Annotated in this window: 12 protein-coding genes and 5 tRNA genes; 7 read left to right on the top strand and 10 right to left on the bottom strand. The window is 37.4% G+C overall.

Going from position 1 to position 14,909, the window contains the following annotated elements; translation table 11 throughout:
* Positions 1–19: 19 nt before the first annotated feature.
* Positions 20–1,240, bottom strand: coding sequence for a TIGR02221 family CRISPR-associated protein (gene csx2, locus V5290_RS11745; protein WP_333385796.1), 1,221 nt, complete (start codon positions 1,238–1,240; stop codon positions 20–22).
* 116 nt (positions 1,241–1,356) lie between these two features.
* Between csx2 and V5290_RS11740 the strand changes: the two genes are divergently transcribed.
* The 4 genes from V5290_RS11740 (at position 1,357) to V5290_RS11725 (ending at position 3,320) form a co-directional block, all read left to right on the top strand.
* Positions 1,357–1,875, top strand: a complete 519-nt coding sequence (locus V5290_RS11740) for a hypothetical protein (RefSeq protein ID WP_333385794.1) — start codon at positions 1,357–1,359, stop codon at positions 1,873–1,875.
* Between the two features lie 239 nt (positions 1,876–2,114).
* Positions 2,115–2,363, top strand: a complete 249-nt coding sequence (locus V5290_RS11735; protein WP_333385791.1) for a hypothetical protein — start codon at positions 2,115–2,117, stop codon at positions 2,361–2,363.
* A gap of 229 nt (positions 2,364–2,592) precedes the next feature.
* Positions 2,593–2,841 carry a hypothetical protein gene (locus tag V5290_RS11730; protein WP_333385791.1) on the top strand — a complete coding sequence of 83 codons (249 nt, stop codon included), beginning with the start codon at positions 2,593–2,595 and terminating at the stop codon, positions 2,839–2,841.
* Between the two features lie 227 nt (positions 2,842–3,068).
* Entirely contained in the window at positions 3,069–3,320 is a 252-nt protein-coding gene (locus tag V5290_RS11725; RefSeq protein WP_333385789.1) for a hypothetical protein, read from the top strand.
* Positions 3,321–4,187: 867 nt separating this feature from the next.
* On the opposite strand, the gene V5290_RS11720 is transcribed toward V5290_RS11725, so the two are convergent.
* From V5290_RS11720 to V5290_RS11700, 5 genes are all read right to left on the bottom strand, one after another.
* Positions 4,188–4,264: transfer RNA gene (locus V5290_RS11720), tRNA-Pro, on the bottom strand.
* Positions 4,265–4,421: 157 nt separating this feature from the next.
* Positions 4,422–4,506 (bottom strand) — tRNA-Leu (locus V5290_RS11715).
* Between the two features lie 36 nt (positions 4,507–4,542).
* Positions 4,543–4,618: transfer RNA gene (locus V5290_RS11710), tRNA-His, on the bottom strand.
* A gap of 19 nt (positions 4,619–4,637) precedes the next feature.
* Positions 4,638–4,714, bottom strand: a tRNA-Arg gene (locus V5290_RS11705).
* Positions 4,715–4,762: 48 nt separating this feature from the next.
* A tRNA-Pro gene (locus V5290_RS11700) sits at positions 4,763–4,839 on the bottom strand.
* 368 nt (positions 4,840–5,207) lie between these two features.
* On the opposite strand from V5290_RS11700, the gene V5290_RS11695 reads away from it, so the two are divergent.
* Entirely contained in the window at positions 5,208–6,134 is a 927-nt protein-coding gene (locus V5290_RS11695; protein WP_333385787.1) for a DUF3014 domain-containing protein, read from the top strand.
* 114 nt (positions 6,135–6,248) lie between these two features.
* Here V5290_RS11695 and V5290_RS11690 read toward each other — a convergent pair whose 3' ends face one another.
* The 4 genes from V5290_RS11690 to V5290_RS11675 form a co-directional block, all read right to left on the bottom strand.
* The gene (locus V5290_RS11690; RefSeq protein ID WP_333385784.1) at positions 6,249–8,021 is read right to left on the bottom strand and encodes a sugar phosphorylase; all 1,773 of its coding nucleotides are present in this window, start codon (positions 8,019–8,021) and stop codon (positions 6,249–6,251) included.
* 78 nt (positions 8,022–8,099) lie between these two features.
* Positions 8,100–9,323, bottom strand: coding sequence for a glycosyl transferase (locus tag V5290_RS11685; RefSeq protein ID WP_333385780.1), 1,224 nt, complete (start codon positions 9,321–9,323; stop codon positions 8,100–8,102).
* 16 nt (positions 9,324–9,339) lie between these two features.
* The gene (locus V5290_RS11680) at positions 9,340–10,203 is read right to left on the bottom strand and encodes an HAD-IIB family hydrolase (protein ID WP_333385777.1); all 864 of its coding nucleotides are present in this window, start codon (positions 10,201–10,203) and stop codon (positions 9,340–9,342) included.
* Between the two features lie 525 nt (positions 10,204–10,728).
* Positions 10,729–11,832 (bottom strand): OmpA family protein, encoded by a 1,104-nt coding sequence (locus tag V5290_RS11675; protein WP_333385774.1) that lies wholly within the window; start codon positions 11,830–11,832, stop codon positions 10,729–10,731.
* A 173-nt stretch (positions 11,833–12,005) separates the two neighbouring features.
* Here V5290_RS11675 and pdsR point away from each other — a divergent pair, with 173 nt between their 5' ends.
* Both pdsR and pdsS read left to right on the top strand, forming a co-directional pair.
* Complete coding sequence (pdsR, locus tag V5290_RS11670; RefSeq protein WP_333385771.1) at positions 12,006–12,713, top strand: proteobacterial dedicated sortase system response regulator; 708 nt, start codon at positions 12,006–12,008, stop codon at positions 12,711–12,713.
* The gene (pdsS, locus tag V5290_RS11665; RefSeq protein ID WP_333385769.1) at positions 12,713–14,896 is read left to right on the top strand and encodes a proteobacterial dedicated sortase system histidine kinase; all 2,184 of its coding nucleotides are present in this window, start codon (positions 12,713–12,715) and stop codon (positions 14,894–14,896) included. The genes pdsR and pdsS overlap by 1 nt, the downstream gene beginning before the upstream one ends.
* Positions 14,897–14,909 lie beyond the last annotated feature (13 nt).

Below are 14,909 nucleotides of genomic sequence, written 5' to 3'. Positions count from 1 at the left end.
GAATGAGCAACGATACGAATTAAATTGCAACTAGTTTTTGGTGATAAAGATCAAAGTTTTCAATACTGTTAATTGGGCTTGAATTTGAGGTTCTATTGTCGCTAGATAATTTGTGGGCGATGTTATTGCGAATGTTATTAGCTTTCTGATAAGCTTTAGCTATGGCCTGTTTTTCATCACTGCTTTTCTTCCAGTTACCATATTCTCTGATTATTTTCTTCGCTTCTTTATGCCCTTCAATTGTTCGTTCTAATTCATATTTTTCACAAATAGCACTAATCGTTCCTTCCGTAAGGCTTAAGTATGCCATTGCATAATTATTATTCTTAGCATACCAACGGGCGAGATTAAATTGGAATTTGGATAACGTTCGCGCATCAAGATTATTTATAAAGGCACGTAAATCCTTGCCAATAAGATTAATAATTTTATTGTCATATTGTTCAAACAGTGCCATTTTCCCTTTCAAATTTTGAATTGACATCTGCATTGCAGAAAGGTCAGAAATACTTAATGCATGAGAGAAGTCACTAAAACTATTTTGCAGTGTTTTATCGTCAATATTACGATTAATGAGAGACGATAATGCAGTGCCATTCCCAGTATCTTTTAATGTTTTAATGGCCTTGGCCCACGTGAGTAGATCGAAAAATAGTGTGATATTAATGATTAAAGAAGCTTCATCACTTTTTAACATGCCATAAAATACCCCCGCTAAGTGAACATTTTTATAATTTTTAATAAAATCACTCATCACGAAGCTCATGATAGAAATAGATCTAAAGAGGTGGGTGATATCTAAATAAAGCTCATCACCATCATTTAGGTTTTCCATTATTTCTAAAAATTTTTCAAAGTTTTTCCAGAGTTGCTCTTCGTTTTCCCCATCATCCACAATAAAACATTTTGACCCTTCGCTATTGAGTCGTTTATCAATTGCCTGATTAAGAGTACTGAGCGCACCTTCGTCTATTGCTTTTGCTTCTTTTTTCTCAATAATAGCCAAGTATTCGTCTTCATCAGCAAATTTATCAGCAATATTATCCCACATAGATTGCTGAGTGCCGACAAAGAAAATTTTGTCAATTCCATAATGTTTGATTAATGGGTTAGCAATAAATGTTTCATTTTCATAACACTTACCTTCGAACAAATAATCGGTTCCTTCATATTCATTCTGTTGTGTTTCCCCTGAAGCTTTACGCCCTGTTCCTAATAATGACACCAATACTTTAGCCATAAATACTCCGTGTTTTTCAACAAACTTGTGTTCCGTAAATCTTCTCTATTTATCGCTAATATATTAATCAATGAAGAGCAATGATGCATCTGAAATACATAGCCTAAAAGGAAGTGATGATGAATTTATACACCAAAAAGATTACGACTCAATCAGAAATGGTTCAATTTGTTGCACCTGTATGGACTTTATTATCAGAAGCTTACGAAAACGTAAAAGGCGGTTTAAACTTCGATTCAAAACAAGATCTCATTGATAGTACCTGCCAATGGAAAATAGTATTTAGTGGTAAAAAAATTCTTGCGGTTACCATTTATAAAGCGAAGAAAGGTCTCAAACTCGTTGCAATGGCAACCAATAAGCTTTTTAAAAGCATTGCCAAGCCTGCCCTAATTCAATTAATTAAAAATGAAATTAAACATTGCTGGATGGAGCTTTCAGAAGCAGCCGAGCACTTCGTGCTCAAGTACTGTAACGGTCGACAGCATATGATTAATAAGTCACAAATTTCGGCGTTATTAAATAAATCAATTTCTCTTGATAGCGATGATCACTACCACTATTACCGCACTATAAAAAATATCCGTAAGCAAAAAATAATCGTTGGAAATCCAAATTTCATGCAAGTTTGTTAAACGTTAAAACCATTCAGTTTTACATATTATTTCTTCATTAATAAATAACTGAGATAGCAATATGCTTGCATTATAGCGACTAAAAAAACTACTAGACAATTAGTAGTGTGCGGGGGAATAGCAGATGAACACGCTATGCTTTCGCCCTCCTTCAACTGCAATGGCAAGTTTGCCAAGCAAGAAAAGCTCAACATTAAGCGTATATTTAAACCACACAATAAAAAATTAAGGAAATCATTATGAGTATCAATAAAGCTGTAAGTATTGGCCTTGCAGGCAACGAGTTATCAAAAACAATCACAGGCTCAAACGAGGTTAGCGCAGGACGTACGGCTGTCGCAACGGGATCTGGTGCCATGCTCGGTGGAGTAGCCGGGGGCGGTATCGCCATTGGTGCAACTGCTTTTGGCGTAGCAGCATCACCCATCGTCGTACCACTTGCTGTTGGAGGTGCCATTTGCGCAGGAGTTGCCAGTCTATTCGATTGATAGTTACGCCTTTCTATTCAGTTACTTAACCAACTTAATAAGGAGAGCAATATGCTTGCATTATGGCTACTAAAAAAACTACTAGACAATTAGTAGTGCGTAGGGCAATAGCAGATGAACGCGCTAAGCTTTCGCCCACCTTCAACTACAATGGCAAGTTTGCCAAGCAAGAAAAGCTCAACATTAAGCGTATATTTAAACCACACAATAAAAAATTAAGGAAATCATTATGAGTATCAATAAAGCTGTAAGTATTGGCCTTGCAGGCAACGAGTTATCAAAAACAATCACAGGCTCAAACGAGGTTAGCGCAGGACGTACGGCTGTCGCAACGGGATCTGGTGCCATGCTCGGTGGAGTAGCCGGGGGCGGTATCGCCATTGGTGCAACTGCTTTTGGCGTAGCAGCATCACCCATCGTCGTACCACTTGCTGTTGGAGGTGCCATTTGCGCAGGAGTTGCCAGTCTATTCGATTGATAGTTACGCCTTTCTATTCAGTTACTTAACCAACTTAATAAGGAGAGCAATATGCTTGCATTATGGCTACTAAAAAAACTACTAGACAATTAGTAGTGCGTAGGGCAATAGCAGATGAACGCGCTAAGCTTTCGCCCACCTTCAACTACAATGGCAAGTTTGCCAGCAAGAAAAACTCAGCATTAAGCATATATTTAAACCACACAATAAAAATTAAGGAAGTCATTATGAGTATCAATAAAGCAGTAAGTATTGGCCTTGCAGGCAACGAGTTATCAAAAACAATCACAGGCTCAAACGAAGTTAGCCCAGGACGTACGGCTGTCGCAACGGGCTCTGGTGCCGTGCTCGGAGGAGTGGCCGGAAGTGGTATCGCCATTGGTGCAACCGCTGTTGGCGTAGCAGCGTCCCCCGTCGTAGTACCACTTGCTGTTGGAGGTGCCATTTGCGCAGGAATTGCTAGTCTCTTTGATTGGTAATTATTTATTATAGCCCTAGTTTGAGGTTGGTATTGAACAAGACAAGCGTCATGCAAAAGGCTTTAAAAAGTTACAAAGTTACTTAGTTACTTAGTTACTTAGTTACTTAGTGAAACTGATGAAAATGGTCACTGTAGAATAGATTTAGTGTTGGTCTTATTAGATGGTGGGTGTCGAGATTATGGTACGACATATCATTTACTAGAAAAGGTGACCATTCCATATGTAGGAAAAAAAATCTGCTGAATTTTAATCGCATTAATCAAACGGACATAGCAATGAAAGAAAGGGCTTGGATAAGTTGATTAACTGCACCACTTATTAAACAACTCAGCGATAAAGTACGTTCAACACTGGCATCAATATTGTGTCAATTTATTACTGCACAGGTAACAAAAATGAGCTTGAAACTCTAGCTAAGCGGATTATTCTTAATCTTGCTGGTGATATAAGACACGAACCTAAAAATACTTCTGGTCCAACTTTTACCCAAAACATAGAAATACGCTAATCACTGAGTATTTATTCCTACAATGCAAAAAACCCGTAACATAATTAAATGTTACGGGCTTTTCTAATGTGGTCGGTGATAGATGGAGCGAATAAGCGACAGCTTAATGTCTGAGCATCTTTTAACTAATCTCATACTTTCAGAGCCATAAACAAAAAAATCCGCTTAACTATTTCTAGCTAAGCGGATTATTCTTAATGTGGTCGGTGATATAAGACACGAACCTAAAAACACTTCTGGTCCAACTTTTACCCAAAACATGGAGACGCGTTACCAAGCCACGCTAATCACTGAGAATTTATTCCTACAATGCAAAAAGCCCGTAACATAATTAAATGTTACGGGCTTTTCTAATGTGGTCGGTGATAGAGGATTCGAACCTCTGACCCTCTGGTCCCAAACCAGATGCGCTACCAAGCTGCGCTAATCACCGAGTAATTTTATTCGTATTTTGTAATTGTGGGTCAAACCCTCTGGTCCAACTCTTTTCCAAAACACTGGAGATACGCTACCAAACTGCGCTAATCACCGAAATTTTTATATCTAATTAGTCTGGGATTGTAATTAACTAATTAATATTGTTGTTTAAATGGTGCGGAAGGAGAGACTTGAACTCTCACACCTTGCGATACTAGAACCTAAATCTAGCGCGTCTACCAATTCCGCCACTTCCGCATCAACTTAAACATTGTCAAACTAAGATTTAAAAAATGGGGCGAATGACGGGGTTTGAACCCGCGACAACCGGAATCACAATCCGGGGCTCTACCAACTGAGCTACATCCGCCGCTAAACTTTTTTAAAAATGGTACGCCCTACAGGATTCGAACCTGTGGCCTACGGCTTAGAAGGCCGTTGCTCTATCCAGCTGAGCTAAGGGCGCAAAAGCAGGATTTATACCTTTATAACGATTTCTCATTATATTTAAATGTGGTCGGTGATAGAGGATTCGAACCTCTGACCCTCTGGTCCCAAACCAGATGCGCTACCAAGCTGCGCTAATCACCGAGTATTTTACACTTTAATGAAAAAGATAACTAAACAATCATTTCGTCACCTTTTGTGTTGAAACGCTTATTGCCTGTCAACGAGGCGAGATATTACTGAGTTGCGGACTTATCGTCAAACTTTATTTACATATATTTTGTTGCTTGCCGAATAATTAAACGCATTGCACAATATTAATTCATATATTAATTAAAAATGCTTTTTAATGCTATTTTTTAAACAGGTTTAACTGCATTTATCTCAATTAATTTATACGCTTAAACAAAATACCTACATAAACTGCAGTTAAATTCAGATATAGTGATTGTGCAGTTGATTTAATTTCTTATCTCAACATGTTAACTACTTTAAAATGGAGTAAATAACACATGCCCTACCCTGACTTCCCAAAAGAAAAATCGTATTCATGGCTAAATATTCTCTTAATTGTCATTTGTGTCTCAATATTTGGTTACAGTATTTATTATTTCACTTATCCAGATCAGCACCATCGATTAGTTGAGAGACTTGGATTATCTTCTTTACTTGAAAACAACCAACATATTAGTAATGAAGATAAAAATACAGTTCAGAATCAAACAACAGAAAACAGCGCTGACCAGACTGAAGCAGTAGCTGCACCCCAAGTTTCACCTTCGGAACCCACAACTATCGCACCTGTTGAGCCTGATTTACCAACATTAATGGAGTCTGATCCAGATGTATTATTGTCCATGGACGAATTCAGTCAGCCAAGTTTAATGAATAACAAGATGCTACAAAAAGGTATTATCAGTAGTACTGTTGTATTTATCGATAACTTTAGTCGAGGTGATTTCATTGCTAGTTTCAGCCCATTACTGCCTCCTAAATTACCTTTTGTTATTGATAAAGAAGACGGACAACCGATTTTAGCGCAACAAAGTTATCAACGTTATGATAGTTATGCCGCTTACATTGACTCATTAGATACGAAGAAGCTGATAAAGGCTTATCAAAGATTTAAACCTTTAATAGACGAGTCATACGGAGAAATTGCGCGTCCGGGCTCAGAGTTTCATGATGTGCTAAATAATGCGATTGACGTTGCTTTGAGTGTTCCCGTGATTGATGAGCCAATTACTTTATACTCACCTTCTGTAATGTATTTGTTTGATGACCCGAATTTGGAAAGTTTAAGCGATGCTCAAAAGCTGCTACTACGTTTTGGGCCTGATAACTTAATCACCATACAAAATAAATTAGCAGAGATTCAATCTGAATTAAATAAATCTGCATCGACCAACCAATCAACTGACACCTCTACTTCCTTATAAAATAAAAAGCCAATCGTATTATTACGATTGGCTTTTTATCAACGCGGTTTAAATGACTAAGAATCTGTTTAGTTGATACCTGCTACAACAAGGTTAAACCAAACGTCAAATTGATTATTCACATAAGATATTGCTTATCCAGACGGTTTGATAAGGTGCGAGCATCATCATGTCTGCTTGAACATCGATGACTTCACCTGAAATTAACTCATACCAGTTATCTGTCATAATCAGGTTTAAGTCATGAATAGCCAGTTCCATTTCATGGCTAGTGATATTACTGATACAGAATATGCTTTGTTTTCTATCTAAGCTTTGACGCCAGAACCCGAACATTTGCAGCCCTAAATGTAATGTAAATTGTGTTGCATTAGGGTGAAATGCTGGTTGTTTAATACGAATATCTAATAGATCTTTTAATGAATTTAAAACGATAGAATGGTGATTTGTTTCGTCGTCTAGATTATCTTGCAACTCTTCGTAATCCCAACGATGTCTATTGATAGATCGATTGTGCTGCGTATTGGCTACTTTCTCATAGTCGTTTTGGGTTCCCAATAAACTATGAATATAAACACCTGGCACCCCTTCTAATCCAAACATTATGGAATGTGCACATAAAAAGCGTTGTAACCCAAGTTTATCTTTACCTTTGGTTGTTCCTTGTAACGCATCATACAGAGCAATGTTAATTTCATACGCTTTAGGTGCGCCAGTTTCAGTGGTGCGCCATGAAACCTTACCGCCGAATTGCTGCATGGTTTCTACTAAGGTCGTTAATTCATAATCATTTAACAAACCTTCTGCAGGACGCAAACCGATACCATCATGGGATGCTATAAAGTTAAAGTAGAAGGTGCCATTTTGCGAAGGAGGCATACTCATTAGCCAACGCTTCAGATATAAACAGTTGCCGGTTACTAAAGTATTAATTAGTAGAGGCGGTAATGAGAAGTTATAGATTGCATGCGCTTCATTGGCATTACCAAAATAAGTCAGGTTTTGGGTATTAGGAATATTTGTTTCCGTAATGATCACAGCGTCATGTTGAGCATGCTCTAATAGCGTTCTTAATAAACGAACCACTTCATGGGTTTCAGGTAAGTTAATAGAGCTACTATTAAGTTTTTTCCATAGGAATGCGACTGCATCGAAGCGGAAAATTTTCACGCCCATATCCAGGTACAATCGAATGATAGAGACAAAGCTTTTGAGTACTTCGGGATTTCTAAAGTCAAAATCTACTTGGTCATGACTGAAGGTACACCAAACATGCTGTGTGCCTTTTCCTGTTTCTGTTTCTCTTAATAAATCAGAGGTTCTTGGACGGACCACATTTGATAAGTCATCATCAGGTGATGCGGTATAGAAAAAGTCACTACCGATCCCTTCACCTTTTATGAAGTTATCAAACCATGCACTTCGGCTAGAACAGTGGTTAATCACTAAATCAGACATTAAGCGACGGTCTTTGGCGATTGCTTGAATCTCTTCCCAACCACCTAGTGACTCATTAACACTTGAATAATCAATGACTGAAAAGCCATCATCTGAGCTGTAAGGGAAAAATGGCAGGATATGAACACTATTAACGCTGTCCGCTAAGTAGTTATCCATAAAGTGCTGAAGCGTCACCAGCGGTTTTTCATCCGCTTTCATCACACTGTCACCATAGGTGATCATAATGATATCTTTTTGTGACCAATGATTTTTATAAGCAATCGGAGCTGTGCAGCTTTCATCCAAGCGCATCAATTCAACTAATTGGTCACTCAAATCTTCACAGCTAATACTTAGCTCAACATCTTTATAAATAAAGTTAAGCTGTTGTGTTAGTTTACTTTTTAATAGTAACAGTTCATTTTCTGCTGCACTTAACTCCGCCATAAAACTCCCCTTATCAACATCAAGCAATTAAGCGCTTGCCTGGTGTCATTTTATTATTGATTTTAATATGAGTGATGCTTACTCACTGAACTCTTGATAGTCTAACTCTACGGCTTCTTTCAGTTGCTCCAGCACATCAGGCATTGCACTGATCACTCGGCTCCATGACGGAATGAAAGGCGTATCCATTGGTTTATCTAGGAAGATCTGACCAGCAGTCATCACATTTTCAGCAAACATCTCGATAGCTTTTTCTTCATTATGGATATCTAAACTTAAACCATTCATCAGCGCATCACCACGGTACATTTCTAAGTAATCTAACGCGATACGGTAATATGTTGCTTTTAAAGTACGGATACTTTCAGTACTGAATGTTTCACCCTGTGTTGCTAGTTTACGAATGAAGGCTTTAGTGATGTCTACGGACATTTTTGATAAGCCACCTTCTACACTATCGAGTGATAAATCTTGGTGTTTATGGTCATAAGCATCTGAAATATCGACCTGACAAGTACGATTACTTGCGTAATTTCGATGCATTTCAGATAACACACCAATTTCAAGACCCCAATCGCTTGGGATACGTAAATCGCTCAGCACATCTTTACGGAATGAGAATTCACCTGCCAGTGGGTAAAGGAAACTATCAATAAATTCAAGATAGTCATTATGGCCAATGGTTTTCTTCAATGCTTTTACTAATGGTGTAACTAATAAGCGCGATACACGTCCATTCACTTTGCCATCGGCAACCCTTGAGTAAAACCCCTTACAGAACTCGTAGTTAAAACCAGGATGCGCTACGGGATAGATTAAGCGCGCAAGTAGAGAGCGGTCATAAGTGACGATATCACAATCATGTAATGCCACTGATTCAGCTTTACCAGAAGCTAATGTGTAGCCCATGCAATACCAAACATTTCGGCCTTTACCTAGCTCTTTTGGCGCAACACCCAATGCTTGCAGTTTTGCATCTAAGGCTTTTAATCGAGGTCCTTCATTCCATAATACACGATGGTGTTGTGGCAACTTTTTGAAAAATTTAAGTGCATGACGGTATTGCTCTTCGTTCGCACGGTCTAATCCTATAACAATTTCACTTAAGTAAGGGACTTCACAAAGGTGGTCGACGATATCAGGAAATGCATCGCCTTCTAATTCAGAAAAGAGTGAAGGTAAAATTAAGCCCATTGGACGTGTTGATGAGAATTTTTGTAGCTCTGCTTCTAGGTTTTCATTACTACGCTGTCTTAAGTTATGCATTGTAGTCACGATGCCATTTTGATAAAAATCAGCCATTATATAATTCCTTAATTTAACAAATTAGTGTCGAAGATAAAATTTCATGTAATGATTCAGCCCAGCCAGCGGGCCCATATTGACGGCTTTGATAAATATTGCTTTGCCTATTGAGAGATGGAAAGTCATGCACTGGAGATTTCACTTGCACAGCAAACGTTGCTTGTTCTAGCATTGCAATATCATTTTTACCATCTCCTAGTGCGATAGTGATGATCTGTTCTTGTGGTTCGATGAAAGTATTTTGTGAAGTAGATTTTGCAGCATATTGTGCATATTGTTCGCTAAGCCATTGTTGCGCTTGTCCTTTGTCGCAATGACCACTGATATGTAAAAAGCGTCCTCCCTGTAACACTCTAGCGCCTTGAGCCTCCATGCAAGTAATAAACTTAGTTTGTGCTTGCTCATCCCCTCTCCAATGCAATGGTTCGCTAAATTGTCTTTGCTTGGCCATTGATGCATTTTCATGACTTAAATCGGTTAACGCCATAAGCTCTTCAACAGACATTTCAGAAAAACCTTGATAATAAGGTTTAAAGTCTTGGGCATGTTGTTTTAACAGTGATTGCCAATGTTCGCTGTTATGCGAAAAAGATTTAACCCAATATGGCCCAGATAAAACGGTGTCTTCAGGTTGTTTTTCAAAATAATCGATTGGGATATAAATGGCTGCGCCATTCTCGGTGATAAAGGGAGAGTGAAAAGAGAGTTGTTGTCGAATTAGTTCAATTTCGGGTAATGTTTTACTGCTGTTTGGGATAATGGCAATGTCGCTTTGTTTTAACCTGTCCATCATCTCTTGTGCATCGTTTGTCTGATACGTGTAATGATCTAATAATGTGCCATCTAAATCAGTAAAAACTAATATCTTTTTATTCATCTATATTCCATTTATTTGATGAGCCACTTCTATTTTTTACCCTAATCAATATATTAATTCCATTAATATTATGCAATTTTCTGACTTTTAATAGATAAAAATTTATTTATCGTAAAAATTGATAATCCTTATTTATTAGTTATTTAACAATAAATACCTCTTATATGTTAGAGCCAAAAAATGAATTAATTATGTTATTTCAATTTTTATGGTGCCAATAACTGGTGTCAGTAAATTTAATTAGGTTAAATAATACAATACATTAATTAAACAAATTGTACTAATTTTCAACGATAAGCAGGAATGAGATGGGAGTTTTAGAGATGCTTAATGGCGACTAATTGCCACCATTAAGTAGTTAATGATTTGGTAAGTTAATGACCTAATAAATAGTTAAATAACGAAATGAATTAAGCAAAACAAACTAATACTCGAAATGAGGACTGAATTAATTAATTCACCTGCATTAAACGTATCATTCATATTTGATTGGTTATCTTGTTGTGATGACATACATAACTCCCTTTATAGTGAATAACCTGATGCATAAGCCAATGACTCAGATTCATTTAGTGATAAAGTCGATACTTGACTAGTACTGATACTATCTTGAGTGTTCATCGAGTCACTTCCATCATCCACCAGCAATGTATTGCTTTTATTACGTTGACGATTTAAAGGTGCCTCTTTTATACTAACTTCTTGCTCTTGCAAGTTGATATCACCCAGATTTAATTCAGTATTTAGCTGTATCGTATTATTATCTTCCTTTAATGTTTCAGTGATGTGTCGAAACTCCTTTTCGATTACATTTTTTTGATTGTTAAGTTGTGCTTTAACTAAGCGATATTTTTCTGCTTGTTGGTTATCTCTCTTAATCATTTTAGCTAACTTTTCGATGCTCGATTCATAAGGCATGACCTGCACTTTCCGTAAACTTTCGTTATAAGTGCTGTTTTCAGTATGCCCAGCTTCATATTCACCTAGGGTAAATAAGGTTAGCTGTGCTTTTTGAACACCGTGCTCAACAAGGAATCGCGCAACATTATTAGCTCTTTCTTTTGCTAGATCTAAATTATAACTAGCACGTCCTGATTTGTCGGTATGCCCTACCACTTGCCATTTAGCTTGTTTGCTATGGCCATTAATGTAATCAGCAACGTCCAATAATTGTAACTTATATTCAGGTGTGATCTGTGAAGAAGATAACGAAAATAAGACATGCATATCATTTGGATCTATTTTATCCGACTTCTCTTGATTAAGATCTTGTGATGGGATCGACTGAGTTAATGCTACTTTTTCAAGCGGTTTAACTGACGATACTGGTGTTGTATTTTCCACTTTAGCGACTAAATTTTGCTCTGCAATTTTCGCTAATTCACTCGCATCTGTTGTTAATAAACTATTATCTTGATGTTTTTTAAAGAATACTTTCTTATGACCCTGTTGTGATTTTGTTGTGACAGGTTGAGTAAATTGTTTTAAATGCTCTGAAAACTGCTGTGCTTCCCTAGCCGTTCTGTAGTCCTCTAAAACGACTAACCCACCAGTTAGTGCAGACAAAGCCACAATACATACCATTGATTTTTTTAAATTTGCCGATAGTTTTTGAGATGATGTTGTCATAGTGTGACTCCTTAATAATAAATGCAACTTAGGTTGTTGTTTTGATGTCTGTATTAAAACAAACCTAAATGGCAAGATTAGGGAGCAAAAAAGGCAAACTGCTGATCAATTATGTTCAAAAAATGGCAGTGCCTCTCTCTGAATCAATATTAATAAAGAGGACTTTGTAATTTATGAAACGTATTGCCATCATTGAGGATGACCTTGCTATTCGAGAAAACTATCGTGATGTAATGATTCGTCACGGTTACCAAGTCGATGGATATCAAGATCGTGAGCAAGCTATACAAGCATTTACTATCCAACTACCTGATTTAGCAATTATTGATGTGGGTTTAGGCCATGAATATGATGGCGGATTTCTGCTATGCCAACAATTACGTCAACTTTCTGCAACCATTCCAATTATCTTTTTAACTGCGAGAGATAACGACTTTGATACCATTTCAGGTCTACGTTTGGGAGCAGATGATTATCTTAGTAAAGAGATTGGATTAGAGCATTTAATGGTGAGAATAAGTGCTTTATTTAGACGTGCTAATTTACATGAATCTATACCAGCTACTGAAGACTCCGTCGTTGTGCGAGGCGCATTGGTTATTGATAACGATAAAATGCAAGTAAGTTGGAACAGTACTCTGTTAGACGTGACTATCACGGAGTTTTGGATTATTCACGCATTAGCTAATAAGCCGAGTATGGTCAGAAGTCGTCAACAACTAATGAGCGAAGCGAATATGCTGGTCGATGATAATACCATCACGTCACACATTAAAAGAATTAGAAAGAAATTTATCCAAATCGATGCAAATTTTGATGAAATTAAAGCGATATACGGCATGGGTTACCGTTGGGATGTCACTACAGAGAGCGTTAGATAATGGCCATTAAAGTTGGTTTAAGAGCTAAACTTTTTATCTTAAGTAGTTTATTTTTATTGTTACCCTGGTTTGCCTATCAATTTGTTATTGAGATGGAAAGCTTTTTAAAATCTGGCCAACAACAGACCTTATTAGGTACAACGAGTGGGATTGCTGCAGCGCTTCATGAGCGTTCAAGCTTATTTAATACTGATATCAATAATAATGAAGGGATTAAACAAGGTCATGACTTATATGTTTATAACCTTGAGCAGCCTATGATATTAGATGGAGAGAAAAATGATTGGCAAAGTATTATTAACTTTAAGAATCATTACCCGACACAATCAACTGCATTGACTGATTCAACAACGAAAGGAAATAATCCTGTACAGTTTGAACAAACCTTAGGTAAACACAATGGTTATTTATATGCTTTATTCGAAGTGGAAAACCCATACCCACTTATTCGCAACGCTGACTCACCGCAATTAAATAAAGCTGACCACTTGATTATCGCTATGAGTTCACCACAAGGAGAATTAAAGCGTTATATTGTTTCTGTCACTTCAGATGGTTGGTTTAACGCTTATCGTTACCCAGAAAATAGCCTTTATACAACTCAACGTCATCGAGAAAAATCAATTCAAGGTATCTGGAAAACAACTTCTACAGGTTACAATATAGAGTTACGCTTCCCCCTTAATTTACTTGGTAATAAACTCGGTTTTCAACTTAATACCCGCTCTAACATAAATAGTAATAACATCGATCAACAGATCATGACTTCAAATTTATTAGATGTTAAACGTCTAGGCAGTGTTTTAATCCCCTCTCCGGAGATCAAAAACTTGCTTCAAGCGATGAGCCATACTTCTTCTCGATTATGGGTCGTGGATAAATTTCAGCGCGTTATCGCTAATACTGGGGATATTCACCAAGCAAAAGGTATTTGGCCTGATAGTTTGAATGACATCGAACAGAGCAAACAAGAGGATAGCCTTTGGCTGACGATACAAAAACAGTTTTTATCACCGATTTATGAGCTCTTTTTAGACAAACCCGATCCGAGCTTTACTGATATAAAAGAAAACCCAACACGTTTGAATGATGCTTTAATTACTCAAGCTTTATCCGGCTATTCAGCGACACAATGGCGCTCAAGCCAGGATGATAAAGCGTCCATATTAAGTGCGGCTCAACCTATTTTTGTTAATGGCCAAGTCGTCGGTGCCGTATTAGCCGAAGAAACAAACCATGGCTTATTAAGTTTACGTAATGAAACCTTAGAGAAACTATTTAACGTCTTGTTTACTGTACTGATCGTTGTTGGGATCTTGCTTTTTGGTTTTATGTCGACGGTGGTTAAACGTATTAGACATTTACGCGATCAAAGTGAGGCAATGCTTGATCAAAATGGCCGTTTAACTGGACACTTTCTGGCAAGTAAACAACAAGATGAAATAGGTGATTTATCACGTAGCATGGAAGATATGATAAAACGCTTAGGGCAATACCATCAATATGTTGAGCAGTTATCAGCTAGGTTATCCCATGAATTAAGAACCCCTGTTGCGATCGTTAGATCTTCACTAGAAAACCTCGCTGCACTGCCATCAGATTCACAACAACAAAAATATGTTATTCGCTCTCAGCAAGGTATCCAACGGCTAAATAAAATTTTAACTAATATGAGTGAAGCTAGCCGTATTGAACAAAGCTTATCGCACCTTGATAAACAGAATATCGATCTAAATGAACTGATCAAAGGCTGTATTCAAGGTTATCAAATGATTTATCCTAATAATGTGTTTACTGAAGACGCTTCGTCTACGTCTATTTTGATAGAAGCCGATCCTGATTTTATCGTGCAATTATTAGATAAATTAGTGCATAACGCCGTTGAGTTTTCTCCACAAGAGCAGGCGATTAGTTTTAGCATACAAGTACAACAGCAACATGCGATACTTAACATTGAGAACAAAGGGCCTTTGCTCGTCGAAGGAACTCAGCAAGATCTATTTCAATCTATGGTATCAATTAGGCCTGAAGCACATCAACATAATGCACATTTAGGTTTAGGTTTATATATAGCCAAAATGATTTGTGACTATCATGATGCGGATTTACGGATAGCAAACAATCCTGACTTGACTGGGGTTACAGTTACCATTACCTTTCCTATCATCCAACATAAACCTTGAATGACTCGATACT

It is taken from the genome of Psychromonas arctica (assembly GCF_036697365.1).
Taxonomy (GTDB): Bacteria; Pseudomonadota; Gammaproteobacteria; order Enterobacterales; family Psychromonadaceae; genus Psychromonas; species Psychromonas arctica_A.
The sequence above is the reverse complement of the archived record's forward strand: the minus strand, read 5'-3'. Positions and strand labels throughout refer to the sequence as shown.